Here is a 26,331-nt window from a genome sequence, read left to right on the forward strand (position 1 = left end):
GCCGCTCAGGCGGCGAGCAGGTCACGCACCAGGTCCGGCACCCGCCGGTGCCAGCCGGTCCGCTGCTGGTAGGCGTGTCCCGCGGCGAGCACCGCGGCCTCCTCGAACGGACGGCCGGCGATCTGCATGCCGAGCGGCAGGCCGTCGCGGGTGAAGCCGATGGGAACCGACAGGACGGGGTTGCCGACCGCGTTCCAGTACGCGGTGAGCGCCGCGTCGGCCATGTCGTCGGTGCCCAGGTGCTCGATCCGAGGTGCTCCGCAGGACGCCGTCGGTGTCACGATGAGGTCGACCTCGGTGAACAGCTCGGCGAGCGCGCGCTGCCCGGCGCGGCGGACGCGCTGCAGTTGCACGAAGTCGGCCGCCGACAGCAGCGCGCCCTTCGCCAGGGCCAGGCGGGTTCCCGCACCGTAGTCGGACCAGCGGCGCCGCAGGTCGTTGCGGTGGTAGGCGAAGGCTTCGGCGGCCATGCCCAGTCGCGTGACCGTCGTCAGCTCCCGGTAGTACGGCAACCTGATCGGTACCGCGGACGCGCCGGCGGCGCGCAGTTCGGCCACGGCCTTGACCAGCACGGAGTCCAGCTCACCGGCCCGCTCCCGGGCCTTGCCGAGCAGCGGGTCGACGCCGATGCGCAGGCCGGCGAGCGAACCGGTCAGCGCGCCCCGGTAGTCGCCGGCGGGGCGGTCGGACGAGGCGGTGTCGCGGGCGTCGTGCCCGGCCACGGCGGTCAGGATCGCCGCGCAGTCCTCGGCCGTGCGGGCCAGCGGGCCGACGTGGTCGTAGCTGGGGCCGAGCGGTACGCAGCCGTTCTTCGGCACCCGGCCGAACGTCGGTTTCAGGCCGGTGACGCCGCAGAGCGCCGCCGGGTAGCGGACGCTTCCGGCGCTGTCGGTGCCGAGGCCACCGAGGAACATGCCCGCCGCGACGCCGGCGGCGGACCCGGAGCTGGAACCGCCGGGGTAGTGCGCGGTGCTCCAGGGGTTGCGGGGTACCGGGAACGGCTTGGCCGGGTCCGGCGCGCCGATCCCGAACTCCATCGTGGTGGTCTTCCCGGTGATCACGGCACCGGCCGCGCGGAGCCGGGCGACGGCGGGGGCGTCCCTCTCCCTCCCCCACTCCCGGTCCAGGACGAGGCTCTGTGCGGTGGTCTCGCCTTCGGCGGCGGCGATGAGATCTTTGATCCCCATCGGTATCCCGTGCAGGGGACCGCGGTCGGCCCCGGCCGCGAGTTCGGCGTCCGCCCGGGCCGCGGCGGCCAGGGCCGCGTCGTCGAACCGCGCGAGGTGGACGCCGAGCGCGGCGTCGCGGGCGTCCGCGACCGCAAGCGCGGCGCGGACCAGGTCGACCGAGGTCGTCTCGCCGGCCCGGAGCGCCGCGCCGGCGTCGGCGATCGTCAGGTACATCCGGTTCCTCACCGCTCCGGACGGTCGGCCAGCGCGACCTCGATTCCGTGGCCGGAGACCTCGGCGAGCGAGACGGCGGCCGGGTCACGGGTGAGGTCGCGGCCGCGGGTCTCGGCGATGCGCCAGATCGCCCCGACGGTGATGAGCGCGGCGACGGCGGCGATGCCGCTCAGCGGCAGGCTCGAACCGCCGGTGCCGGCGACCAGGGCGCTGGCGAGCAGCGGCGTGAAACCGGCGCCGATCAGGCTGGCGAGCTGGTAGCCGAGGGAGATGCCGGTGTAGCGGACGGTGGTGCCGAACATCTCCGACAGCATCGGCGCCAGCGAGGCGTACATGAGGTTCTGCAGCACCTGGGCGAACATCAGCCCGATCGTCATCAGCACCACCGAGCCGGTGTTGATCAGCGCGTAGAGCGGCACCGCGTACACGACCGCGCCGGCCGCGCCGATGAGGCTGACCTTGCGGCGCCCGATCCGGTCCGACCATGTGGAGAACAGCGGGATGCAGACGATCCCGACGCACGCCACCAGCAGCAGCGCCCGCGCGATGTCCGACACGTCGTAGCCGATCGACTTGCCGTAGGCGATGACGTGCGAGCTGATCAGCGCGGTGAGCGCGAACGGCCCGATGCCCGCCGCGCAGGCCGGCACGAGCGCGCGGGGGTTGCGCAGCACCTGCAGCGCCGGCGCCTTGGGGCGCCGCTCCGCGCTCGTCCGGGCGATCGCCTCCTCGAACACCGGGCTCTCGACCACGCGCAGCCGGACGTACAGGCCGACCATCAGCAGCAGGGCGCTGACCAGGAACGGCAGCCGCCACCCCCAAGAGTGCAGGCTGTCGTCCGGCAGGAGGCTCACCAGCGTGAACACCAGGGTGGACAGCAGCGAGCCGAGCGGGGACCCGAGCTGCATGATCCCCGCCCACATCCCGCGGCGGCGGGAGCCGGCGTGCTCGACGACCATCAGCGCCGCACCGCCCCACTCCCCGCCGACCGCCACGCCCTGCACCACGCGCAGCAGCACCAGGAGCAGCGGAGCGGCGATGCCGATCGAGCCGTAGGTGGGCAGCACGCCGATGAGGAAGCTCGCGACCCCCATCAGGGCCATGGTCACCATCAGCATCGACTTGCGGCCGAGGCGGTCGCCGAAGTGCCCGAAGACCAGCCCGCCCAGGGGGCGGGCCACGTAGCCGGCGGCGAGCGTGCCGAACGCGGCGATGGTGGACGAGGCCGGGCTCAGCGACGGGAAGAACAGGTCCCCGAACACCAGCGCGGCCATCGAGCTGTAGATGAGGAAGTCGTAGTACTCGATGACGGTGCCCAGCAGGCCGGACAGCGTCACCTTGCGCAGCTGCCGGGCGTGCGCGCCGCGGGGCGCATCGCCCGCAGGGCCGTCGCCGGGTCCGCCGGCTTCCGATGGCGGTTTCTGCGAGACCATCCGGGTCCTCCAGGGGGTGGGCGGGAGTTGCCGAGGGCGGCTCCGATGGCCAAAAAAGTATCCTTGATTACCGAGCAGGACAAGGGTTCACGCAGGAAGTAGCGAGAGGGCGGCTAATTAGATGCACTGTTCTCTTGTTCGAGTCCGCGATGAGTTGCTATCGTCTGCCGCAGCCGGTCGCCCGGCCGAGCGCGGCGCACCCGAGCGCGGAGCACCGCCGTCCGGCCTGCCGGCGCGCCGGTCCCCCGGCCGCCGGCGGGAACCCGCCGGCGGACGCCGCCGTCCGCGCACCGGCGCCTTCACCTTCCGTCCCCGCGCGGCCCCGGCCGGGCGCCTCGGCGACGGAAGCCACTCGCGATGGGAGCCACTGACGTGATCCGACCCGACAGCCGGCCGAGCGGCCGCACGCCCGGGAGCCGCTGATGGAGTTCGCGTGGAACGAGGCCGACGCGGCCTTCCGCCGCGAGCTCGTGGAGTTCCTCGACCGCGAACTGGTCGGGTGGGAGCGGTCCGAGACCGGCCTCGGCAGCGCCGTGCACAGCGACTTCTCGCGCGGGTTCGTGCGCAGGCTCGCCGAGCGCGGATGGCTCACCCCGCACTGGCCGGAGGAGTACGGCGGCGGCGGCCAGGGGGCCTGGCAGCACTTCGTGCTCGGCGAGGAGATGTGGAAGCGCGGCGAGCCCCGCGGACCCCAGTACATGAACGTGAACTGGGTCGGACCGTCCGTCATCAAGTACGGCACGCAGGAGCAGAAGCGCAGGATCCTGCCGCCGATCACCCGCGGCGAGGTCTTCTGGTGCCAGGGCTTCTCCGAGCCGGAGGCCGGCACCGACCTCGCGGCGCTGAAGACCCGGGCGGTCCGCGACGGCGACGGCTACGTGCTCACCGGGCAGAAGATCTGGACGTCCTACGCCAACGAGGCCGACCACTGCTTCCTGCTGGCGCGCACCGGCTCCGCCGCCGACGGGCGGGACGGCATCTCGGTCTTCCTGCTGCCGCTGCGGACGCCCGGCGTCGAGGTCCGGCGCATCTCCGGGTTCGTCGGCGACCACTCGTTCAACGAGGTGTTCCTGACCGAGGCCCGCGTCGGCGCGGACTGCCTGCTCGGCGAGGAGAACAAGGGCTGGGAGATCGTCCGCCGCACGCTCGCCTACGAGCGCGTCGGGGCGCCCCGGTACGCGCGGGCCGCCCTCGTCCTCGACCGCATGGCGGAGCGGTGCCGCGCGGACGGCCTGCTGTCCGACAGCGGGGTGAGGGAGCGGTTCGGCCAGGCCCGGGCGCTGTGCGAGGCCGCGAGGGTGCTGGTCTACCGTGTGATCGACGAACGGGCGAAGGCCAAGGAGCCGTCGGCGCTGGCCAACCAGGCGCGCGCCGCGATGGTCCAGGCCGAGCGGGCGGTCGGGGACCTCGCGCTGGACGCCCTGGGCGGCGAGGCGCTCGTCGAGGGGGCGCTGGGCGACGCGCAGTTCCGCAACTCACTCGGCGCGGGCATCGCGGCGGGCAGCTACGAGGTCCAGCTCAACCTCATCAGCCGCCTCATCCTGAAACTGCCGAAGGAGTGACCATGGACTTCGATCCATCGCCGACGCAGCGCGCCCTGCTGGACGCCCTCGGCACCCTGCTGAGCCGGAGCGCCGGCACGGACCGCAGCCGCGAACTGGCGGAGCGCGGCGCCTACGACCACGTCCTCGAAGCGGTGCTGCGGCGGGACGGCTTCCTCGACCTGTTCGCCTCGGAGGACGCCGGCCCGCTGGAGGCGACGCTGGCGGTCGAGCTGATCGCCGCCGAGCTCGGTGCCGTCACCCCCGTCCCGCACCTGCTGGTGCTGCCGGCGCTCGGGCTGGAGCAGCCGGCGGGTCCCGTCGTCGCGTCCCTGGACGGGCCGGCGGGGCCGGTCCGCTACGGCGCCGAAGCGACGCAACTGCTGCTGGCGGACGGCGACCGGTGCGTCGTCGCCGAACTCGACCCGGCCGCCGCCGAGCCGGTCCCCTCCGCCTACGGCTACCCGCTCGCCCGCGTCGTCCCGGCGTGGCACCGCGAGCTCGCCGCCGGAACCGCCGGCACCCTGGTCAACTGGTGGCGCGTGGGCGCGTCGGCGGAGGCCGTGGGGATGATGCGGCGGGCGCTGGACCTCACCGTCGCCTACACCAAGGACCGCACGGTGTTCCGCCGGTCGCTCGGTTCGTTCCAGGCGTTGCAGCACCGGCTGGCGGAGCTGTCGGTCCTCGTGGAGGGCGCGCGCTGGCTGGTCTACGAAGCGGCGTTCAACGGCGCGCCGGCGGAGGCGTCGGCGGTCGCGGCGGCGCACACCATGACCGCGCTCGGCCGGCTGACCCGGGAGACCCACCAGATCATGGGGGCGATCGGGCTGACGACGGAACACGACCTGCACCTGTGGACGCTGCGCCTGCAGGCGCAGCGCGCGGAGCTGGGCGGCGGCCAGGGGCCGCGCCGCGCCGCGGCCGATGCGCGCTGGGCGGCGGCGTCGTGAGCATCGCGCTGACCGCCACGCCGGAGCAGCGGGTCCTCGCCGAGGCGGTCCGGGACTACTGCGCGGCGCACTGCACCGAGGAGGTCCGCCGCGCCGGTTCCGGCTCGTTCCCGTGGCCGTTCTGGCGCGGGCTGGCCGAGCTGGGAGTGCTGTCGCTGGCCGCGCCCGGCGAGGGCGGCGGCGCCGGCGACATCGCCGCGGCCTGCACGGAACTCGGACGGGCCGCCGCGCCCGGGCCGCTGGCCGCGACCGTGTTCGCCGTCCACGCCCTGCCCGCCGACCTCGCCGGCCCGGTCGGCGACGGCACCGGCCTGCCCTCGGTCGGTGAGCCGCCGCTGCTCCCCTGGGCACCCCTGGCGGAGGTGTTCATCGAGACCGACGGACGCGAGGCATGGCTCGCCCGTCCCGTCGGAACGGTCCAGCCGGTCGAGACGCTCGGCGGCGAGCCGTGGGGACGCGCCGGACTGGAGCGGCTGCGCCCGCTGGAGCGGGTGCCCGCCGCGACGGCGCTGTCCGGCATCGCCCTGGCCGCCTACCTGTGGGGCGCCGGCCGGCGGCTGCTCGGCATCGCGGCCGAGCACGCCCGGACCCGCGTCCAGTTCGGCCGCACGATCGGCTCGTTCCAGGCCGTCGCGCACCCCCTCGTGACGGCGGGCGCCGCGCTGACCTCGGCGGAGAAGCTGACCACGATGGCGGCGCTGGCGATCGACGGCGGGCACCCGGACGGCGCCGCGCTGGCGGCGTCCGCGCGGCTGTCGGCGTCCCGGGCCGCGGTCGAGGCGGCCATGGTCGCCCACCAGACCCTCGGCGCGATCGGATTCTCGGTGGAAGGCCCGATCGGACCGGTCGCGCAACGGATCAGGCAGTTCGCCGCGTCGCCCGGGCACGCGGGTGACCTGGGCGAGCAGGCATTGGCGAGATACTCCCGGAAAGGCCGGCGATGACGCAGGAGAAGGAAACGTCGAGCGCGCCCGAGGTGCTGTTCGAGAAGCGCGACCACGTCGCGTACATCACGCTCAACCGCCCGCACAAGGGCAACTCGCTGACGGGCACGATGATGCCGCTGATGAGGCAGATCTGGGGCGAGGTGCGCGACGACCCGTGGATCCGGGCGGCGATCGTCACCGGCGCCGGCGACCGGCACTTCTGCACCGGGGCCGACGTCAACGCGGTCGCCGACCGCGGCGGCATGAGCACCGGGACGGGCCCGCTCACCGACGAGGTCCACTGGTCGCCCCTCCAGAACCGGGTGTGGAAGCCGGTGATCAGCGCGGTCAATGGCCTCGTCGCCGGGGCCGGCCTGCATTTCGTGGTGGACGCCGACATCGTCCTCGCGGTGGACCACGCCGCCTTCATGGACTCCCACGTGAACGTGGGGCTGGTCGGCGCGATGGAGAACATCGGGCTGGCGAAGCGGCTGCCGCTGGGGTCCGCGCTGCGGATGACGCTGATGGGCAAGAGCTACCGCATGCCGGCCGACCGCGCCTACCAGCTCGGGCTGGTCGACGAGCTCTCCACGACGGACCGGCTGATGTCGGACGCCGAGGAGATGGCCCGCGCCATCGTGCGCAACTCGCCCGCCGCGGTGTCGCTGTCGAAGCAGGCGATCTGGAACTCGCTCGAGATGGGGTACGCGCAGGCGTGCGAGTACGGCTGGGCGCTGCTGCGGATGCACTGGGCCCACCCGGACTCCAAGGAGGGGCCGCGCGCGTTCGCCGAGGGCCGGGCACCGCAGTGGACCACCGGCGCGGAGACGGACGACTGACATGGACTTCGGCTTCACCCGGGAGGAGGAGTCCTTCCGCGACGAGGTGCTCGGGTTCCTGGACGGATACCGGGACCTCGACGGCTACTTCCACCGGGGCGCGGACACCGCGGACGGCGTCCGGCGCGTCTACCGCGCGCTCGGGGACCGCGGCTGGCTCTCGCTGTCCTGGCCGGTCGAGTTCGGCGGCGGCGGCCGCTCCCCCGCCTACGAGTTCATCCTGTGGGACGAGATGGCCTACGCCCGCGTCGCCCGGCCCCCGATGGGGCCGGGCCTGGTCGCCAAGGCGCTGATGTCGCACGGAACCGGCGAGCAGCGCGACCGGTTCCTGGCGGACCTGCGCCGGGGCCGGACCGGTTTCTGCCTCGGCTACTCCGAGCCGGACGCCGGATCCGACCTGGCGGCGGTGCGCACCAAGGCCAGGCGGGACGGCGACGAGTACGTCGTCGACGGCGCGAAGTGCTGGACGTCCAACGCGCACTGGTCGGACCACATCTGGCTGCTCTGCCGGACGGGCGCCCCCGACAGCAGGTCCCGCGGCCTCAGCGTGCTGATCGTGCCGCTGTCCACGCCGGGGGTGACGGTGTCGCCGATCCCGACCCTCGACGGCGGGCGGCTGAACGAGGTCCGCTTCGACGGCGCGCGGGTCCCGGCGGCCAACCGGGTCGGCCCGGAGAACGAGGGCTGGCAGGTGGTCGGCTCGGCCCTGGCGGTGGAGCGGCACGTGCAGTTCCCGCCGAAGCGGCTGCGGCGCGACCTGCACGACCTGCTGGACGACCTGGAGGCGGCCGGCGTCCACCGCGACCCGGTCGTCCGGCGGCGGCTGCAGGACCTGGCCGTCCGGGTCGCGGAGGTCGAGGCGCTGGCGCTCGCGCTGCTCGGCGAGGTGATCAGCGGGGAGCCCGCGGCGGTGCCCGCCGCCTACCACAAGCTGGCCGGGACGGTACTGGCGCAGGACATCGCCCGGACCGGGATGGAACTCGGCACCGCCAGGGCACTCGTGAAGGGCACCGACACCGAGTTCCTGTGGCGCCAGTCCATTCTGGAGACCATCGGCGGCGGGACATCGGAGGTGCTGCGCGGGCTCATCGCGCGGCAGGAGTTCGGGCTGCGCGCATGATCCGGTTCATCGACGCCGGTGAAGCCGATGTTCCCGCAGGCCGCTCCGGCCGGGCGGCGCCGTCCCGGTAATGCTGGGGGCCGCGTCCGGGCGCTGGAGCGTTTGATGTCCTCATTAGGACATTACTTATGCTTGATTGACCTTTACCGCAAAGGAGGGGTATCGGGTTGAGATGGCCGACCGGTCCCACCGCCGACGGGCTAACGGTGGCGCCGTGCTCGCGGTCCACACATTGGACGTGGACGATTTGGCATATCAGGGGAAAATAACTCTCCGTTGTTGAAAGGTGGGCGGCGCGCGTGCTCGGATGTGGAGGGAAAAGCCACCACCCCGGGCGGAGGTTCATATGCGGAGGGCTCAGGGTCTTCTCACGCTGGTGATTTGCAGCGGGCTCACCGCTGCCGGAGGCGCGGCGGCGGCGGACGACACGCCCTCGCCCACTCCCGAACCCGCGAGTTCCGCCCCGAGCACGCCGGAGACCACACCGCCCCCGGAGACCACGCCGCCGCCCGAGACGAGCCCGCCCCCGGAGACGAGCCCGCCGCCGGAGACGACTCCGCCGACCAGCCCGTCGCCGGGGACGCCGCCCACCGGCGGTACGCCTTCCGGGCCGTCCACGCCCAAGGTCGGCCGACTGTCGGCGAGCATCAGCTCGCCGAGGTCGGGCGTCGCGGGTTCGGCCCTGTCGGCCCGGCTCGACGTGCGGGCCGCGGGTGGCGCGGTCTCGGGCGTCCGGCTGGCCGTGTCGGTCAGCGGGGCAGGGGTGCTGACCGAGGGATGCAACGGGGGATGCGCCATCGGGAGTCTGCAGGCGGGAGGCTCCGCGCAGCGGTCGGTCACTGTCAGCGTGCCCGCCGCCAGTCCGGGGAGCGTCACCGTCACGGCGACCGTCAGCGGGAAGGGTGCGGCGAGCGCGCGGGCGGCCGCGACCATCACGTTCACCCGCAGCAACATCCTGCTTCCGCCGAACGTCACCGGCGGCGGAGGGTTCGGCGGGGCCGCGCTGCCGCTGTCGCCGCAGGTCGCCGGCCTGCTGCCGCCCGCCACTCCCATGGCGGCGCCGGGGACGGTGCAGCTCCCGGACCTCTTCCTCGGGGCGATCCCCCCGCAGACCGCCGACCCCGCCGTTCCCTCCGCCCGCGCCGTGCTGACGAGCGGCAGCTCACCGGCCGGGCCCGCCGGCGACCTGCCCACACCCGCGACCGCGGGGTGGCTGGCGCTGCTCACGGGCATGATCGGCGCGGCCTGGGGCCGGCTGCAGTACACCAGGCGGCGGTCGCAGCGGCGGGTCATGGTGCCGGCGGTCGCCGGCGGCCGCCTGCGGCCCACCCGCGGGGTGATGCGCGCGAGGCCGCGCCGGCACGTGCCCCGGCGGCGCGCTCAGCGCCGCCGCTGAAGGTGCGCGGCGCGCAGGGTCAGTTCGAGGACGAACCGCGCCGTCGGGTCCTGCATCTGCTCGCCGACCAGTTCCTCGATGAGCCGCAGGCGGTAGCGGACCGTCTGCGGGTGAATGCCGAGCCGGTCGGCGACCTCGACCGCGCTGCCCCGCGAGGTGACCCATTCCCGCAGCGTGTCGAGCAGGCGCTGGCGGGAGCCGGAGGTCAGGTCCGAGAACGGGGCCAGGTGGCAGGCGGCGAGGTAGCGCGTCATCGACGGGTCGGAGGCGAGCAGCACCGTGACCAGGTGATCGTCGCAGCGGGTCAGCGGCGCCACCGCGCCGTTCTCCCCGATCATGCGCGCCTCGCCCAGGGCCAGGACCCGCCGGGCCCACCGCAGCGCGTCGGGCGCCTGCCCGGTCGGGACGGTGCACCCGACCACCGACGGGGCGTCCTCCAGGACCGCCGATAACATCGACAAGCGGGCGGTGCCGACCTTGCCGGGGATGAGCAGGCACGGCTGGTGGGAGTCGGTGTCGGCGAGCACGTCCGGGTCGAGGGCGGACCTGGTGAACTTCGTCCCCGGGCCGACGACGACCGGGGTGACCTGGGCGGGCACCACCCAGTCCGCGGCGAGCGCCAGGGCGCGGAACCCGGAGTCGCCCGTGACGGCGCGGCCGCGCTGCAGGATCGCGGTCAGCAGCGCCGTGCGGGCGTCCTTGCGGGCGAGGTCGGCCTGCGCCTGGGCCGAGCGGTATCCGATGACGGTCTGCTCGGACACCTCGTCGATGAACTTGATCATCGCCTCGGCCATGGCCGCGATCACCTCGGCGGGGATCTGGTCCCGCCACGCCACCTCGGCGGTCCGGTGCCAGCAGACCCGTAACGCGATCCGGAAGGCGGCGTTCAGCTCGTCCAGGGCGCGCCCCTCGACGGCCTCGAAATGGCCGAGCGCCCGGGCCGTGGCGTTCCGTTCCACCGTGGGGGCCGACGGGTCGGCGACCCAGGTGATGAATCCGCGGACCAGCGTCTCCACGCCCAGCCTCGTGATCTGGAGGTAAGCGCTTTCGTCGGGGCGGTCGTAGGCCGGCACCTGGCTGCGGATCGCCCTGATGACCTCCTGGATCACGCTCGGCATCTCCGGCCACATCAGCTCGGCGAAGTGCGGCGGCACCGCCGTCATGGGCGGTGCCAGACTGCTTTCTGCGGTCACGGACGCTCCTGCGGGGCCCCGCGTCTCCTGCCATCCGCGCCGTACCCGGCCCCACTGGGCGGGCGGAGTGGTAACGAACATAAGCGTCTATTAGCCCCTGGGCAAGGGACGCGGACATTTCGTTTAGCACACGAGTGATGACGGAGCGGTGACCGGCCGGGGCGGTCTCGGGTCATCATGCCTCTGACCGGCGCTTTCGGCGACCGCGGACATGTGCGGATCTGCTAACCGCCGGCCGGGTGCGGCTAGCGAAAAGACCAATCCACGCGCCTCGGCGCGCCGCCCTGACAGCCTCGTCACAAGCTTGTTACCGGAGAGTACGCAGATCCGCTCAACTTCCGGGACGGCCCGCACTAACGATACGACAAAAGCGGAAAAGAAATCCGATAGTTCGTCGAGGAATCGAGCGGAAACCTATTGAACTGAGCTTCTACTGCGACGTACCTTCCCTTCCGAACCGAACGGCATTCCTCCACGGCCGCCGTTGCCGCTAACGCGGAAGGAGCCGCCCCACCCGCCAGACCCACAAAAGCCGCCGGTCAGCGTCGTCTCCGACGAAGTTCCCTCATTTAGCGAAGGAAACATCCGTGCAGAAGAAACTCGGCACCATTCTGGCCGGCGCCGGCCTGGGCGCGTCCCTGATCGCGCTGTCCGCCCCCGCCCACGCCACCACCACCGGCACCTGGACCGTCACCCCCGGCGGCAGCGTCACCGCGAACATCGCGCCGCTCACCAAGGTGATCGCCAAAGACCCCTCGCGGGGCACGCAGGCCGTCTGCTCCGGCGCCACCGGAGGCGGCGTCGCCGCGTCCGGCTCGGGCCTGTCCGGGACGCACCTCGTCACGATCAACTCCCTCACGGCCTCCAGCTGCATCGGCCCGGGGAACGCGAACGTGACCATCACCATGAACGGCCTGCCCTGGTACATGAACGCCGACTCGTACAACGCCACCACCGGCGTCACGACCGGCACCGTGACCGGCATCAAGGCCACCTACAGCAACCCCGTGGACGGCTGCGTCGCGACCATCACCGGGCCCGCCGGCGCGGGCGGGTCGGTGGCCGGGACCTACACCAACTCCAGCCACAAGCTCGCCGCCGGCGGCTCCAGCACCCTGGTCGTCAACACGGTCAACACGAGCTGCTCGCCCACCCAGATCCAGGTCGGCGACCCCATCACGCTCACCGGGACCCTGGTGGTCAGCCCCAGCCAGACCGTCACCAGCCCCTGACCGTCCTGACCTGAGCAGCAGACCGGGCCGCACCTCCGCCCCAGCCGAGGTGCGGCCCCCTCAGCCGGCGCGACGTCCCACCCCTCCGAAAGGCTCGGTCCTCCATGCTCCAGGCTCCCGGACGCACCGCCGCGGGTCTGGCGGCGACCGCCGCGGTCGTCGCCCTGACCCCGGGTGCCGCGCACGGCGCCACCGGCTTCAGGACGACGCTGTCCTACCAGTGCGCGACGGCGGCCGGGCTGCAGAAGGCGACGGTGCGGCTCTCCGGGAGAACCCCGGCGTCCGGCGCCCCCGGGAGACCGCTCACGATCGGCCCCGTCACCGTCACGGTGACCGGCGGCAACAGAACCACCGGCCTGCTCGGAGGAAAGACCGGCGGCGAGCAGGCCGGTGGCACCATCTCGCTGGCGGTCACCGCCGGGCAGGCCGGCGGCCGCCCCGTCGACGCGCAGTGGCCGCCGCTGCCGGTGAAGGCCGCCCACGACGCGACGATCACCGCCACCGGACCGGTCCCGTCCGTCACGCCGATGAGCGGAGGCGGGGTGACCTGGCGGGCCGGTGATCTGACGATCGCCCCGGCCGACGCCGGCCGGCCGGTGAAGTGCACCGCCGACCGGGAGGCCGTGCTCGCCACCGTCCGTGTCCCGGCGCGGAGCAAGGCCGTGACACCGCCCACCGCCGGAACGCCCTTGGCACCGGGACGCGGCGCCGGACGCACCGCGATCGGCCCCATGCGGCTCGCCGACGATCTGCCGCCCTGCGATCCGAAGCCGGACTGGACCTGGAACCCCGATCCGGCCCTCCAGATGCCCGAACCGCCGCCGGGGACGGTCGTCGGGCCGTGGGACAACAGCCAGCTCGAATGCGGCCGCGCCCAGGTGACCACCAACATCCGCAAGGCGGGCGTCGCCGCGCTCACCAAGGGCATGGTCTCGGTGCTCTACTCGACACGAGGCCCGCATAACGATGCTTACAACTACTCCCAGATCGACAACGTCGGCGTGGTGGCCACCAACCCCACTACTGTCTCCACGCTGGGTTTCGGCTTCTTGCCCACCACGGCGACAAGCACGTTCCGGCAGCTCGGAGTCGCCAACATCTCCCTGATCGCTCCGGCGGGCTCGGCGGAGCCCGGCGGCCCTGGCCCGGCCCGTGTCCTCGCCAAGGCGAAGGAGAACGTGCGGGTCAACGCCATCCAGGCCAATGGCGTGACGATCCCGGTCGGATCCCGGTGCGGCACCGCGAAGCCGATGACGGTGCTGCTGACACGGGAGGCGGGCAAGTCGAGCGTCCAGGACGCGGGGATCTACACGGGCTCGGTCACCGTGCCAAGGTTCGCCGGCTGCGGCGTCGGTGAGGACATCAGCCCGCTGCTCACCGCGTCGATCTCCGGCTCCGGCAACGACGTCGAGGTCAACCAGAGCGCCCTGTGCCACATGGTGGACGGTCCGGGACATCCGTGCACGCCGGGACCCGTCGCGAAGACGGCCTGGTCCGTCAAGCCCGGCGGGAAGATCGTCGGCACCGGCAGCGGGGTGACGATCGCCGACGCCGACTTCGGCGGAATGATCACCTGCACCACGTCGAAGATCACACTGGACGCGAGCCTGCCCCACCGGACGGCCCGCATCGCCGACATCAGCGGGTTCACCTTCGCCGGCTGCACCAACGAGGTCGGCGTGCCCTACGAGGTCACATCGGTCCCCGACCGCAACCGCCACCTCCAGGGCACGACCTACGACCCCGCCACCGGCCAGTCGATCATGAGCTACAACATGCGCATGCGCATCAAGGGCGCGGACGGCTGCACCGCCGAACTCGGCAACGGAGCCGCGCCGCCCGGGGACCGCTCCGCGACCTTGGGCGCCATGTACGACAACGCCACCCACACGCTGCACCTGTTCTGGGACATCGGCAACTTCACCCCCCTGTGGGTCAGCTCCGCCACCGGATGCGAGGCGAGCTGGCAGACACGGTCGGCGGGTACCGGCGTCCTTCTCGGCATCGACATCAACACCTTCGCCGAGACCGGCATCTACAGCTTCAGCCCCGCGCAGACCATCACCGGCCCCACGCCCTGATCGGAACGGCAACCTTGGGTATCGACATCCACGTCGCGGGGCTGACGAAGTCGTTCGGCCCGCAGGTCATCTGGCAGGACGTGAGCCTCACCCTGCCCGCTGGGGAGATCTCGGTGATGCTCGGACCGTCGGGCACCGGCAAGACGGTGTTCCTGAAGTCCCTGCTCGGCCTGATCAAGCCCGAGCAGGGCCGGGTGCTGGTCGAGGGCACCGACATGGTCGCCGGCAGCGACCGGAAGGTGTTCAGGGCGCGCCGCAAGTTCGGGCTGATGTTCCAGGACGGCGCGCTGTTCGGCTCGATGAACCTGTTCGACAACATCGCCTTCCCGCTGCGCCAGCACACCCGGGCGACCGAGGCCGAGATCCGGCGCAAGGTCCTGGAGCGGATGGCGATGGTCGGCCTGGACGGGGAGGAGGCCAAGCTGCCGGGCCAGATCTCCGGCGGGATGCGCAAGCGCGCCGGGCTGGCCCGGGCGCTGGTCCTGGACCCGCAGATCATCCTGTGCGACGAGCCCGACTCCGGGCTGGACCCGGTCCGCACGGCACTGCTGTCGCAGGTGCTGCTGGACGTCAACACGGTCACCGACTGCACCATGCTGATCGTCACCCACAACATCGAGATCGCCGCGACCCTGCCCGACAACATCGGGATGCTGTACCGCCGGGACCTCGTCGCGTTCGGGCCGCGGGAGCTGCTGCTGACCTCCGACCAGCCCGCCGTCGCCCAGTTCCTGCACGGAAGCACGCTCGGGCCGATCGGGATGGCCGAGGAGAAGGACGACGCCGAGCTCGCCCGGACCCCGGGCACGCGGACCTTCGACATCCCCGATCAGCTGCGGCCCTCCCCCGGCCTGCCGGACCGCCAGGGCGCCCACCGGCATCACGCCCGGGTGATGGCCGAACTGCACCGCCTCCCCGCGTCCGCGCGGAACGCGATCACGGCCAAGCTCACCGACCCACCGTCTCAGACCTCCTGAACGCAGAGGATGCCCCCTTGTCCCCCACACCGCCTCCTGAAACAGGGCCCGGTACCGGGCCCTGCACGCGGCTCCGCCCGTTGGCCGTCCGACGAGCCGCCCCGCGGCCGCCGTCGCCGAGTGCGCTCGCGCGGCGGCACGGCGGGGAGCGCGCCTCGTGACGGGGCCGACCGCCGAACCGGGGCCGTCCGCCGGGGGCGTCTCCGGTGCGGGGGCGGTGCGGCAGACCGGCCGCCTGTTCCAGCTGGCGGCGACGACCGTGACGATGGCCTTCCGCCGGCCGTTCCAGTTCCGGGAGTTCGTGAGCCAGTTCTGGTTCATCGCCTCGGTGACCATCCTGCCGACGGCGCTGGTGTCGATCCCGTTCGGCGCCGTCATCGCGCTGCAGGTCGGGTCGCTGGCCCGGCAGCTCGGGGCGGAGTCGTTCACCGGCGGCGCGTCGGTGCTGACCATCGTGCAGCAGGCCTCGCCGATGATCGTGGCGCTGCTGGTCTCCGGGGCCGCCGGGTCGGCGATCTGCGCCGACCTCGGCGCGCGGACCATCCGCGAGGAGATGGACGCGATGGAGGTGATGGGCATCTCGCCCATCCAGCGGCTGGTGGTGCCGCGGGTGCTGGCGTGCATGCTCGCCGCGGTCGCCCTGAACGGGCTGGTGTCCTGCGTTGGGGTGGGCGGCGGCTACTTCTTCAACGTGGTCATGCAGGGCGGCACGCCCGGCGCGTACCTGTCGTCCTTCTCGGCACTGGCGCAGCTGCCCGACCTGTACGTGGGAGAGCTGAAGGCGGTGATCTTCGGCTTCATCGCCGGGGTCGTCGCGGCCTACCGGGGCCTCAACCCGCCGCCGGGGCCCAAGGGCGTCGGGGACGCGGTCAACCAGAGCGTGGTCATCACCTTCCTGCTGCTGTTCTTCACGAACCTGGTGATGACCGCCATCTACCTGCAGATCGTCCCGATGAAGGGGGCGTGAGGTCATGGTGAACCCCGCGCTCCGGAACCGGGTCAGGACGCTGGTCACGCTGCCGTGGCTGGAGGACGCCGGCGACCAGCTGCTGTTCTACGTGCGGGCGCTGCTGCACGCGCCGCGCGCCGCCAGGCGGCACACCAAGGAGGCGCTGCGGCTGCTGAGCGAGGTCGCGTTCGGGTCGGGAGCCCTCGGGGTGATCGGCGGGACGATCGGCGTGATGTTCGCGATGACCGTGTTCACCGGGACGGTCGTCGGGCTGCAGGGCTACGCGGCGCTCGACCAGATCGGCTCGTCGGCGTTCACCGGGTTCATCTCCGCCTACTTCAACACCCGCGAGATCGCGCCGCTGGTGTCCGGGCTGGCGCTGTCGGCCACGGTCGGCGCCGGGTTCACCGCGCAGCTCGGCGCGATGCGGATCAACGAGGAGATCGACGCGCTGGAGGGGATGGGCATCGAGTCGGTGCCCTACCTGGTCACCACGCGCATCATCGCCGGCACGGTGGCGATCATCCCGCTGTACGGGGTCGGGCTGCTGTCGTCGTACCTGGCCTCCCGGCAGATCACCGTCTGGTACCACGGGCAGTCGCGGGGCACCTACGACCACTACTTCAACGTGTTCCTGGCGCCCGACGACGTGCTGTACTCCTTCGCCAAGGTGCTCGTCTTCTCGGTGATGGTGATCCTCGCGCACTGCTACTACGGGTTCCGCGCCACCGGCGGGCCCGCGGGGGTGGGCGTCGCGGTCGGCCGGGCGGTGCGGACCGCGATCGTGCTGATCTCCGTCACCGACTTCTTCGCCTCCCTCGCGATCTGGGGCGCCACCACGACCGTGAAGATCGCCGGGTGAGGCCGCGATGACCACCATCCTCGCCAGGCGGCGCCGCGAGCGCCGGCTGAAGATGCTGTCCGGAGTGGCGTTCCTGCTGGTGCCGCCGCTGCTGATCTGGCTGTCGATCGCGCTCTACAACAAGGACTTCACCGACGAGACCTCCGTCACCGTCCGGACCTCGCTGGTCGGGAACGACCTGCACGAGGGCGCGGAGGTGAAGCTGCGCGGCGTCGTCGTCGGGCGGGTGTCGTCCATCGACGCCGACGGGAGCGGGGCGCGGCTGCATCTCCGGCTCGACCCGGCGCAGGCCAAGCTGATCCCGGCGGACGTCCGCGCGCAGATGCTGCCGACGACGGTGTTCGGGGAGCGGTACGTGTCGCTGGTCTCCAGCTCCGGCGGCGCCGGCCCGCGGCTGCACGCCGGCGCGGAGATCGCGCAGGACCGCACGAGCGACGCGATCGAGCTCCAGCAGGTGCTGCGCTCGACGATGGCGCTGCTCACGGACCTGAAGCCGGCCGAGCTCTCCGCCACCCTCACCGCGATGGCGCAGGCGCTGAACGGGCGCGGCGACCAGCTCGGCGAGAACCTCGCGCAGCTCGCGGACTACCTGCGCAAGCTGAACCCGCACCTGCCGGAGCTGGACCGCAACATCAGCCGGCTGGCGACCTTCGCGAACAACTATGCCGACGCCGCGCCGGACCTGCTGAACGCGCTGTCGGACATGACGGTCACCACCCGGACCATCGCCGACCAGCGGGCGAACCTCTCGGAGCTCTACGGCTCCACGACCGCGGTCTCGCAGCAGCTGGAGACGTTCCTGCGCGCCAACGCGCCCAACATCATCGAACTGTCGGCGAACTCGGTCGGCCCGCTCACCGAGCTCGGCCGGTACGCACCCGAGTACCCGTGCCTGTTCCACACGCTGAAGACGCTGGTGCCGCTGATGGACCGGGCGCTCGGCAAGGGCACCGACCGGCCGGGCGCGCACGTCACCCTCCGCATGGTCGCCAACCGCGGCCGCTACCGGCCGGGGCGGGACGCGCCGCGCTTCACCGGAACCGGGCCCGGACCGCGCTGCTACGGGACCCCGTACCGGGCGGGCAACGCCGTCGACCTGGCCCCGAACGGCCCTGGAGAGCACACCTTGATCAACGAACTCAGCCTCGCGGGAGGCCAGGACCTCGTCCCGGACTGGGGCGCCCTGCTCATCGGGCCGCTCTACCGCGGAGCCACCGTCACGGTCACCGGGGCGAAGCCATGACCGCGCCGCTGCTCTCGCCGCTGGTCAAGTCGGCGACGTTCCTGGCGGTCACCGCGACCGCGACCGCGGTCCTGGCGATGTCCATCACCAACGCCTCCGGCGGCTCGACCCGCTCGTACCATGCCGTGTTCACCGACGTGACCGGCCTGAACTCCGGCGACACGGTCAGGATCGCCGGCGTCCGGGTCGGGCAGGTCAAGCAGATCAAGGTCAGCGGGCGCCGGCTCGCGAAGGTGACCTTCACCGTCGACGCCGACCGGGACCTGCCGGCGAGCACCACCGCGGCCGTGAAGTACCTGAACCTGGTCGGGCAGCGATACCTGGACCTCGGCCAGGGCGCGGGCGACGGCGGGACGCTGCGGCGCGGCGGGACGATCCCCGTCTCCCGCACCACCGCCGCGCTGTCGCTGAACGCGCTGTTCACCGGGTTCCAGCCGCTCATGGCGGCGCTCTCCCCGTCCGACGTCAACCAGCTGTCGCAGTCGATCGTCCAGGTGCTGCAGGGCCAGGGCGGGACGGTGGAGCAGCTGGTGTCCTCCATCGGGTCGCTGACCAGCACGCTGGCCTCCCGCGACCAGGTGATCGGGCAGCTGATCACGAACCTGGACGCGGTCGTCCGCACCGTCAACGACCGGGACCGCCGCCTGGTGTCGCTGATCACCACGCTGCGCGGCCTGGTCTCCGGCCTGGCGGCCGACCGCAAGCAGATCGGCGGGGCGCTGCAGGGCATCGGGGACCTCACCAGCTCCACCGCGGGCCTGTTCGCCGACGGACGCGAACCGCTGCACGAGTCCATCGCCGGGCTCAACGATCTGTCCGGCAACCTCGCGAAGAACAAGACCGTCCTGGAGCGGTTCCTCACCACCGCGCCCGGCAAGATGGCGGCGATCTCCCGCACCAACTCCTACGGATCGTGGGCCAACTTCTACCGCTGCGAGATCCGGGTGACCGGCGTGACCTACACCGACGGCAGCCCGCCGCCGACCGGCATCCCGATCACCGACGACCGCTGCGAGCCGGGCGGTGGCCGATGAACGCGGCGATGAAGACCCCGGGGAAGCCGGGGAGGGCGCCGCTGCGGCTGCGCTGGAAGCCCGTCCGCGAACGCAACCCCATCGCCGTCGCGTTCGTCGCGATCCTGCTCATCATCGGCCTGCTGGCGGCCGCCGCCAACGCCGACGACCTGCCCGTCATCGGCGGCGGCACCGGTTACACCGCCTACTTCTCCGAGGCCGCCGGGCTGAAGTCGGGGCAGGAGGTCCGCGTCGCCGGCGTGAAGGTCGGCAAGGTCACCGGGGTCCGCCTGGACGGCCCGAAGGTGCGGGTCTCCTTCCGGGTCAGGAAGACCTGGATCGGGGACCGCACCACCGCCACCATCATGATCAAGACGCTGCTCGGCGGGAAGTTCCTGGCGCTCGACCCGCTCGGCAGGACCGAGCAGGATCCGGGGACGCCGATCCCGCTGTCGCGGACCGTGGCGCCCTACGACGTGATGCAGGCGTTCAACGACCTCGGCGGCACCCTCGGCCGGCTCGACACCGGCAAGATCGCCGAGTCCCTCACCGTGCTGTCGCGGACCTTCACCAACACCCCGCCCAGCGTCGGCAAGGCCCTCGACGGGCTGTCGGCCCTGTCCACGTCCATCTCCTCGCGCGACGCCCAGCTCGCCGACCTGCTGGCCGGGACCAAGCGGCTCTCGTCCACCCTCGTGTCGCAGAACTCCCAGTTCGAGTCGCTGCTCAAGGACGGCAACCTGCTGCTCGCCGAGCTGACCAGGCGCCGCCAGGCGATCCACGCGCTGCTCACCGGCGCCGCCGAGCTCGGCGAGCAGCTCCGCCACCTCGTCGACGACAACGACACCGACCTGCACTCCGCCCTCACCCACCTCGACAAGGTCACCGACGTGCTCACCCGAAACCAAAGCGACCTCGACCGGGCGCTGTCGCTCACGGGCACCTACATCCGCCTGTTCAACAACGCCGCCGGCAACGGCCGGTGGGTCGACGGATACCTGTGCGGCGCCGTGCCCCCCGACTACGTCACCGGGTCCGGATCGGCGTACACGCCGCCGAGCACCTGCCTTCCGCCCCGGGCAGGCGGCCGATGATCCGCCGGAGCCCCGTCCTGTCGATGCTGTTCGCCGCGCTGCTCGCCGCCGCGCTGGCCGTCGCCCTCTCGCAGCGCCCGCCCGGCACCCGGATCACCGCGTGGTTCACCAGCGGCATCGGCGTTTTCCCCAAGTCCAGCGTCCGCGTCCTCGGGGTGAGCGTCGGCCACGTCGATTCGGTCACCCCGCGGGGGCCGCGGGTGAAGGTCACCATGACCGTCGACCACGGCGTGAGGATCCCCGCCGGCGCCCGCGCCATCATCGTCGCGCCGTCGCTGGTGAGCGACCGGTACATCCAGCTCGCCCCGGCCTACACCACGGGCGCGACGCTCACCGGCGGAACCGTGCTCGACACCGACCGGACCGCCGTTCCGCTGGAACTCGACCAGCTCTACGACGCCGTCCGCGCGTTCAGCCGCGACCTCGCCCCCAACGGCAAGTACAACCCCGACGGGGCCCTGTCCCAGGCGATCGGCGTCGGCGCCGCGAACCTCAAGGGCAACGGCAAGAAGCTCAACGACACCGTCGAGGCGCTGTCGAAGCTGTTCAGGACGCTGGACGGCAGCGGCGACGACCTGTTCGGCACCGTGCACAACCTCGCGGACTTCTCCGGGATGCTCGCCGACAACGACCACCAGGTCCGCACCGCCGAGCAGCAGCTGGCGACGGTGTCGTCGTTCCTCGCCGACGACCGCGACGAGCTGGCCTCCACCCTCTCCGAGCTGTCCGCCGGACTGGCCAGGGTGAAGGTGTTCATTTCCGGGAACCGGGCGCTGCTGAAGAAGGACGTCGACAAGCTCGCCAAGCTCACCCGGACCATCACCGACCGGCGCGCGGCGCTCGCCGAGGCCCTGGACACCGCGCCGGTCGCCGCCTCCAACGCCCTGAACGCCTACGACCCGCTGACCGGGACGCTCATGGCGCGCGCGAACCTGCTGGAGGTCACCGCGGCCTACGGGCGGCGCGGTCCCGGCCCGCTGTGCGGCACCGCTGCACCGGGCGCGTGCGGGCCCGCAGCTAAGGCGGGCGGCTCGCCGCTCCCGCTGCCGCTCCCCGCAGCCGGAGGCCGGCCATGACCCGTCCGAAGTTCACCGCGGTGCTCCTGCTCGCCGGGCTCCTCACCACCGGGTGCGGGATCGGCGTGCAGGACATCACCCTGCCCGGCGGCGCCGACCTCGGCGCCCACCCCTACACCGTGCACGCCCGCTTCACCACGGTGCTCGACCTGGTCCCGCAGGCCGCGGTCAAGGCCAACGGCGTGACCGTCGGCCGGGTCGGGAAGATCACCCTGCCCCGCGGCTCCTGGACGGCCGACGTCACCCTGCTGGTCAACGGGCGGGTCCGGCTGCCGGCCAACGCCGAGGCGCATCTGGAGCAGTCGTCGCTGCTCGGCGAGAAGTACGTCGAGCTGGCCGCGCCCAAGGGCGAGCCGCCGGCCGGCCGGCTCGCCGACCGAGCCGTCATCCCGGTGGAGCGCACCTCCCGCAACCCGGAGGTGGAGGAGGTGCTCGGCGCGCTGTCGATGCTGCTCAACGGCGGCGGCCTCACCCAGATCAACACCATCGTCAAAGAGATGAACAAGGCCCTCGGCGGCAGGCAGGACGAGGTCAGGGAGGCGCTGACCCGGCTGTCCACCCTCAGCGGCGACCTCGACTCGCACCGCGCGCAGATCGTCGCCGCGCTCGACGGCCTCGACCGGCTGTCGAGCACCGTGGCCGCCCGCGATCCGCAGGTCGCGGGGATCCTGACCGACCTCACCCCCGGCCTGAAGGTGCTGGAGGAGCAGCGCGGCCAGCTCGTCACCATGCTCGGCGCGCTGGACAAGCTGTCGAAGGTGGCGGTGAAGGTGACCCGGGACAGCCACGACGACATCATCGCCGACCTGCACGGCCTCGCCCCGACCCTGCGCAAGCTCGCCGACACCGGCGACGACCTGCCCGCCTCCCTGCAAGTGCTGCTGACCTTCCCCTACACCGACCAGGTGACGCACGACATCAAGGGCGACTACATCAACGTGTACGCCACGATCACCGCGGCCAAGGGCTTCTGCCCGCTCCAGCCGACCGTCCCCATCGACCCGCCCCCGACCACCGAGACGTCCGCGCGGGCGCGCGCGCTGTCCCTGCCCCTGCCCGCCGCCGGCTGCACCCGGCCCTTCGACCCGAACTCCAAGGCGGCCGCGCCCTCGCTCACCGGGCCGACGCTCCCCGGCCCCGGGAGCCCCGCGCCCCAGGGGCCCGCCGCCGAGTCGCCCGGCCCGCAGGGCATCCTCGCCACCCTCGGGGGGCACTGATGCTCACCATCGCCACCCGCATCAAGCTGGTCGTGTTCGCGCTGCTGGCCGTGCTGGTCACCGGGTACATCGCCGTCCACTACGCCGACCTCGGACGGTACGTCGGGATGAGCGGCTACTACACCGTCCACGCCGACCTCGCCCAGACCGGCGGCCTGTTCCCCGGCTCCTCGGTCACCTACCGGGGCATCGAGGTCGGGAAGGTCGGCGGGATCCGCCTGCACGGCTCCACCGTCCGCGCCGACCTGCACATCGACCACGGGACGCGGCTGCCGTCCGACCTGACGGCAGCCGTCGCGAACCGGTCCGCCGTGGGCGAGCAGTACATCGACCTGCGGCCGCGCCGGGACGGCGGCCCCTACCTGCACGGCGGCTCCGTCATCGCCGCCAGCACGCCGGCGCCGGTCACCGAGACGCTCCAGGCCGTCAACGACCTCGCCGCGTCCGTCCCGCTCACCAGCCTGCGCACCGTCGTCACCGAACTCGGCGTCGCGTTCACCGGGCAGGGCCCCGACCTGCAGGCGCTGCTGGACAAGTCCGCGTCGTTCACCGCGACCGCCGACGCGCACTTCGACGACACCCTCGCGCTGATCCAGAACGGCAACGTCGTCCTGGCCACCCAGAACCAGGAGGCCGGCGCGCTGAAAAGCTTCGCCGCCAACTCGGCGCTGCTCGCCCGGCGGCTGCGCGACTCCGACGCCGACCTGCGCACCCTCATCACCGCCGCGCCGCCCGCCGGACTCCAGATCTCCCGGCTGCTGCGCGAGTCCGGCCCGGACCTGTCGGTGCTGCTCGCCAACCTGACGACGGGGTCGCGCATCGCCGCGCCGCGCACCGCCGAGCTCGGCCATCTGCTGGCCGACCTGCCGGCCCTCGCCGCGGTGGGCGTCACCATCACCCGCGACGGCACCATCAACCTCGGCACGGTGAACACCTTCTTCAACCCGCTGCCCTGCGTCACGGGCTACGGCGGGACGCCCTACCGCGACGGCCTCGACGTGTCGCACGCGCCGGCCCTCAACACCGGGGCCCGCTGCGACCTGCCCGCCTCGTCCGGCGTCAACGTCCGCGGCTCGGCGAACGCCCCCCACCACGGCGTCCCGCAGCCCGCCTCCCCCGGCGGCGCGCTCCAGGCCGCCGCCACCGCGGCGTTCCCCGGCGCGCTCAGCCTGCCCGCCACGCCACCCGTCCCAGGAGGAGACATGGCCGCACTGCTGCTTCCGGGCGGAGCCGACCGATGACCACGAGACTCCTCGTTCCGGCCCGGCCGGCCGCACGGACCGGCCTGGCGGCGGCGACGGCCGCGGCGGCGGCAGCGGCGCTGGCCTACGCGTCCCTGACCTGGGCGCCGGGCCTGCACCTGCGGCACGGCTCCACGAGCGACGCCGACGGACGCGCCCAGGTCACCGCGCAGGCCACCCGGCAGCTCACCGTCCTCACCTCGGCCGACCCCGCCGACGCGGCCGGCACCTGGCGGCGGTGGCTGGACTCCAGCACCGGGACCCTGCACGACCAGCTCGCCCGCGACCAGAAGGCCGGCATCGCCAAGCTCGCCGCCGGGCGCCTCAAGGCCGCGGGCCACGTCACCTCGGTCGGCGTCACCGACTACCACGGCACCGTCAGCGACGCCTCGGTCATCGCCGCCGTCATCGTCCACCTGACACCGAGCGCGCCGGACGAGGCGCGCCGCTACCAGGCCACCCTCCACCACACCGCGCACGGCTGGAAGCTGTCGTCGCTGACGGCGTTCAGCCCGCCCACGCCCGGAACGGGAGCGCCATGACCACCCACGACACGGCCGCAGACCACGGGACGAAGGCCGCCGAGGCCGAAGCCGCCGAGGCCGAGACGGCCGGCGACACCGAGGCGACCGGCACCGAGGCTGACGGCACCGAGGCTGACGGCACCGAGACGGGCGTGGCCGAGGCCGACGGCGCCGAAACGAGCGACACCAAGGCCGGCGACGCCAAGGCACGCGAACGCCCGCGCCGGGACAAGCCGCGCAAGGCGGCCGCGAAAAGGTCACCGAGAGCCAGACGGTGGGCGCTCGTCCTCGCGGTCCTGGCCGGCCTCGCCGCGGGCGGGACCGCCGCCCGGGCGACCGCGACCGGTGACGACACCCGCGCCACGGCCCGGCAGGACCGGATCCGCGCCTCCGTCACCGGCGAGGTCACCGCCACCCTGCCCGCCGTCTTCTCCTACAGCGCCGACAGCCTCGACACGACCCGGCAGGCGGCCGACCGCGGGCTCACCGGCGCCGCCGCCGCCCAGTACCAGTCGCTCATGAAGCGCGTGATGGTCGAGGCCCCGCGCCAGCACCTCACCGTGACCACCCGCGTCACCCGTACCGCGGTCATCACCTTGGACCGCGACACCGCGACGCTGCTGGTCTTCCTCGACCAGGTCAGCTCGCGCCCGGGCCAGAAGCAGGGCACCGCGTCCACCGCCCTGGTGGTCACCGCGAAGAAGTCCCGTGCCCAATGGCTGATCAGCGGCCTCGCGTCCGCCATGAAGGAGCGATCATGACCACCGACGCCGTGGACGGCACCGCGACCGACACCGCGACCTCGGCCGCCGACGACGAGCCGAAGGACACCGGCAAGGACACCGGCACCGGCAAAACCGCCTCCAAGCCCGCGGCCAGGGCCCGTCCGCGGCCCGGGAGAAGGACGATCACCATCGTGGGTCTGGTCGCCGTGACCGCGGCCGCGCTGTTCGCGGGCGCCGCCACGTGGCGGTACGTCGGCAGGGACGAAACCACCGGCCGTGAAGCCGCGCTGCGGGACCAGGTCGCCGCCGCGGCGACACAGGACGTCATCAACCTGAACACGCTCGACTACCGGACCACCGCCGCGGACCTGGACCGCTGGCAGAACTCCGCGACCGGCACCCTGTACGCACAGATCACGAGCGGTCGCGCCCAACTGGAGGCCGAGGCCGCCAAGGACAAGACCGTCAGCAGCGCCTCCGTCCTCGCGGTCGCGGTCACCGAGTTCGACCGGCGGGCCGGGAAGGCGGCCGTGCTGGCGACCGTGCGGGTCACCGTGACCAAGTCCGGCGGGAAGGGCGGCGCCGCCATCAGCCGCCTCATCGGCCAGCTGTCCCGCACACCGGCCGGATGGAAGATGTCCACGCTCTCGTCCGCGGGAGGCGGAGAATGACCAGCGCGACCACCACAGCCCTGAGGCGGGCCGTCAAGCGCGCACGCCGGCCCGCGGCCGGCGCCCGGCGCATGGCGGCCGCCCGGCGGCTCGCGGCACCGGCCGTCGCGGCGGCCCTGTGCGCCTACGGCGCGGCGATGTGGCATGCCGGAGGCACCGCGCCGCCGCGCACCGGGACCGCGCTGGTCGACGCCGCCGCGACGGCCGACGTCAACGGCCAGGTCACGCAGGCGATCAGCGCCCTGTTCTCCTACAACTACCTCGACCCGGGACGCACCGACACGGCCGTGCGGCTCTCCCTGACGCCGGCGGGACGCAGCCAGTACGGCAAGATGTTCACCCCGACGCGGCAGGCGGCCGACAAGCAGAAGGCGATCCTGACCACGACGGTCACGCACAGCGGCGTCACCAGCCTGCGGGACGGGCAGGCCCGCGTCCTCGTCTACGCCGACCAGCGCTCCACCACCTCGGCCGGCGGCTCGCAGCCGTCCTCGGGGACCGTGATCCTCGTCCACGCCGAGCGGATCAAGGACACCTGGAAGATCGGCCGCATCGACACCTTCACCTAGCACGCCAAGCCTCCGGACCCGCCCGCAGGTCCGGTTCCGCCGGTAGCCCACCATCC

The 26,331-nt window shown here is 72.8% G+C and carries 25 protein-coding genes; 21 read left to right on the plus strand and 4 right to left on the minus strand.

The window, feature by feature from the left end; translation table 11 throughout:
• Window positions 1–5: 5 nt before the first annotated feature.
• A complete protein-coding gene (locus tag J4709_RS08175; protein WP_307801074.1) occupies window positions 6–1,415 on the minus strand; it encodes an amidase in 1,410 nt (469 codons plus the stop codon).
• Window positions 1,412–2,836: an MFS transporter gene (locus J4709_RS08180; protein ID WP_208238718.1), complete on the minus strand. Its 1,425-nt coding sequence runs from the start codon at window positions 2,834–2,836 to the stop codon at window positions 1,412–1,414. The genes J4709_RS08175 and J4709_RS08180 overlap by 4 nt, the downstream gene beginning before the upstream one ends.
• A gap of 422 nt (window positions 2,837–3,258) precedes the next feature.
• On the opposite strand from J4709_RS08180, the gene J4709_RS08185 reads away from it, so the two are divergent.
• The 5 genes from J4709_RS08185 to J4709_RS08205 are packed head-to-tail and all read left to right on the plus strand — an operon-like array spanning window position 3,259 to window position 8,212.
• A complete protein-coding gene (locus J4709_RS08185; RefSeq protein ID WP_208238720.1) occupies window positions 3,259–4,398 on the plus strand; it encodes an acyl-CoA dehydrogenase family protein in 1,140 nt (379 codons plus the stop codon).
• 2 nt (window positions 4,399–4,400) lie between these two features.
• Window positions 4,401–5,327 (plus strand): acyl-CoA dehydrogenase family protein, encoded by a 927-nt coding sequence (locus J4709_RS08190; protein ID WP_208238722.1) that lies wholly within the window; start codon window positions 4,401–4,403, stop codon window positions 5,325–5,327.
• Window positions 5,324–6,271 carry an acyl-CoA dehydrogenase family protein gene (locus tag J4709_RS08195; RefSeq protein ID WP_208238724.1) on the plus strand — a complete coding sequence of 316 codons (948 nt, stop codon included), beginning with the start codon at window positions 5,324–5,326 and terminating at the stop codon, window positions 6,269–6,271. Before J4709_RS08190 ends, J4709_RS08195 begins: the two co-directional genes overlap by 4 nt.
• Entirely contained in the window at window positions 6,268–7,092 is an 825-nt protein-coding gene (locus tag J4709_RS08200) for an enoyl-CoA hydratase/isomerase family protein (protein ID WP_208238726.1), read from the plus strand. The genes J4709_RS08195 and J4709_RS08200 overlap by 4 nt, the downstream gene beginning before the upstream one ends.
• A 1-nt stretch (window position 7,093) precedes the next feature.
• A complete protein-coding gene (locus J4709_RS08205) occupies window positions 7,094–8,212 on the plus strand; it encodes an acyl-CoA dehydrogenase family protein (RefSeq protein ID WP_208238728.1) in 1,119 nt (372 codons plus the stop codon).
• 357 nt (window positions 8,213–8,569) lie between these two features.
• Here J4709_RS08205 and J4709_RS08210 read toward each other — a convergent pair whose 3' ends face one another.
• Complete coding sequence (locus tag J4709_RS08210; RefSeq protein WP_208238730.1) at window positions 8,570–9,010, minus strand: hypothetical protein; 441 nt, start codon at window positions 9,008–9,010, stop codon at window positions 8,570–8,572.
• 49 nt (window positions 9,011–9,059) lie between these two features.
• Here J4709_RS08210 and J4709_RS08215 point away from each other — a divergent pair, with 49 nt between their 5' ends.
• A complete protein-coding gene (locus J4709_RS08215) occupies window positions 9,060–9,608 on the plus strand; it encodes a hypothetical protein (protein WP_208238732.1) in 549 nt (182 codons plus the stop codon).
• Here J4709_RS08215 and J4709_RS55455 read toward each other — a convergent pair.
• Entirely contained in the window at window positions 9,593–10,801 is a 1,209-nt protein-coding gene (locus J4709_RS55455; RefSeq protein WP_208238734.1) for a PucR family transcriptional regulator, read from the minus strand. The two genes, J4709_RS08215 and J4709_RS55455, sit on opposite strands and share 16 nt — an antisense overlap.
• 587 nt (window positions 10,802–11,388) lie before the next feature.
• Here J4709_RS55455 and J4709_RS08225 point away from each other — a divergent pair.
• The 15 genes from J4709_RS08225 (at window position 11,389) to J4709_RS08295 (ending at window position 26,275) form a co-directional block, all read left to right on the plus strand.
• Window positions 11,389–12,033, plus strand: a complete 645-nt coding sequence (locus J4709_RS08225) for a hypothetical protein (RefSeq protein WP_208238736.1) — start codon at window positions 11,389–11,391, stop codon at window positions 12,031–12,033.
• A 104-nt stretch (window positions 12,034–12,137) separates the two neighbouring features.
• On the plus strand, window positions 12,138–14,114 hold the full coding sequence (locus J4709_RS08230; protein ID WP_208238738.1) for a DUF6801 domain-containing protein: 1,977 nt from the start codon (window positions 12,138–12,140) through the stop codon (window positions 14,112–14,114).
• A gap of 14 nt (window positions 14,115–14,128) precedes the next feature.
• On the plus strand, window positions 14,129–15,091 hold the full coding sequence (locus tag J4709_RS08235; protein WP_208238748.1) for an ABC transporter ATP-binding protein: 963 nt from the start codon (window positions 14,129–14,131) through the stop codon (window positions 15,089–15,091).
• Between the two features lie 265 nt (window positions 15,092–15,356).
• Complete coding sequence (locus J4709_RS08240; protein ID WP_208239264.1) at window positions 15,357–16,058, plus strand: MlaE family ABC transporter permease; 702 nt, start codon at window positions 15,357–15,359, stop codon at window positions 16,056–16,058.
• Window positions 16,059–16,062: 4 nt separating this feature from the next.
• On the plus strand, window positions 16,063–16,902 hold the full coding sequence (locus tag J4709_RS08245; protein WP_208238750.1) for an MlaE family ABC transporter permease: 840 nt from the start codon (window positions 16,063–16,065) through the stop codon (window positions 16,900–16,902).
• A 7-nt stretch (window positions 16,903–16,909) separates the two neighbouring features.
• Window positions 16,910–18,145, plus strand: a complete 1,236-nt coding sequence (locus J4709_RS08250; protein ID WP_232383172.1) for an MCE family protein — start codon at window positions 16,910–16,912, stop codon at window positions 18,143–18,145.
• Window positions 18,142–19,179 (plus strand): MCE family protein, encoded by a 1,038-nt coding sequence (locus J4709_RS08255; RefSeq protein WP_208238751.1) that lies wholly within the window; start codon window positions 18,142–18,144, stop codon window positions 19,177–19,179. Before J4709_RS08250 ends, J4709_RS08255 begins: the two co-directional genes overlap by 4 nt.
• Window positions 19,180–19,187: 8 nt before the next feature.
• On the plus strand, window positions 19,188–20,252 hold the full coding sequence (locus tag J4709_RS08260; RefSeq protein WP_232383173.1) for an MCE family protein: 1,065 nt from the start codon (window positions 19,188–19,190) through the stop codon (window positions 20,250–20,252).
• Window positions 20,249–21,328 (plus strand): MCE family protein, encoded by a 1,080-nt coding sequence (locus tag J4709_RS08265; protein WP_208238755.1) that lies wholly within the window; start codon window positions 20,249–20,251, stop codon window positions 21,326–21,328. The genes J4709_RS08260 and J4709_RS08265 overlap by 4 nt, the downstream gene beginning before the upstream one ends.
• Window positions 21,325–22,545 carry an MCE family protein gene (locus J4709_RS08270; RefSeq protein WP_208238757.1) on the plus strand — a complete coding sequence of 407 codons (1,221 nt, stop codon included), beginning with the start codon at window positions 21,325–21,327 and terminating at the stop codon, window positions 22,543–22,545. The genes J4709_RS08265 and J4709_RS08270 overlap by 4 nt, the downstream gene beginning before the upstream one ends.
• Complete coding sequence (locus tag J4709_RS08275) at window positions 22,545–23,786, plus strand: MCE family protein (RefSeq protein WP_208238759.1); 1,242 nt, start codon at window positions 22,545–22,547, stop codon at window positions 23,784–23,786. The genes J4709_RS08270 and J4709_RS08275 overlap by 1 nt, the downstream gene beginning before the upstream one ends.
• Window positions 23,783–24,328 (plus strand): hypothetical protein, encoded by a 546-nt coding sequence (locus tag J4709_RS08280; RefSeq protein ID WP_208238761.1) that lies wholly within the window; start codon window positions 23,783–23,785, stop codon window positions 24,326–24,328. The genes J4709_RS08275 and J4709_RS08280 overlap by 4 nt, the downstream gene beginning before the upstream one ends.
• Window positions 24,325–25,071, plus strand: a complete 747-nt coding sequence (locus J4709_RS08285) for a hypothetical protein (RefSeq protein WP_208238763.1) — start codon at window positions 24,325–24,327, stop codon at window positions 25,069–25,071. Before J4709_RS08280 ends, J4709_RS08285 begins: the two co-directional genes overlap by 4 nt.
• Window positions 25,068–25,706, plus strand: a complete 639-nt coding sequence (locus J4709_RS08290) for an Rv1363c family protein (RefSeq protein WP_208238765.1) — start codon at window positions 25,068–25,070, stop codon at window positions 25,704–25,706. Before J4709_RS08285 ends, J4709_RS08290 begins: the two co-directional genes overlap by 4 nt.
• On the plus strand, window positions 25,703–26,275 hold the full coding sequence (locus J4709_RS08295) for a hypothetical protein (RefSeq protein WP_208238767.1): 573 nt from the start codon (window positions 25,703–25,705) through the stop codon (window positions 26,273–26,275). Before J4709_RS08290 ends, J4709_RS08295 begins: the two co-directional genes overlap by 4 nt.
• Window positions 26,276–26,331 lie beyond the last annotated feature (56 nt).

It is taken from the genome of Actinomadura violacea (assembly GCF_017573465.1).
GTDB classification, from domain to species: domain Bacteria; phylum Actinomycetota; class Actinomycetes; order Streptosporangiales; family Streptosporangiaceae; genus Spirillospora; species Spirillospora violacea.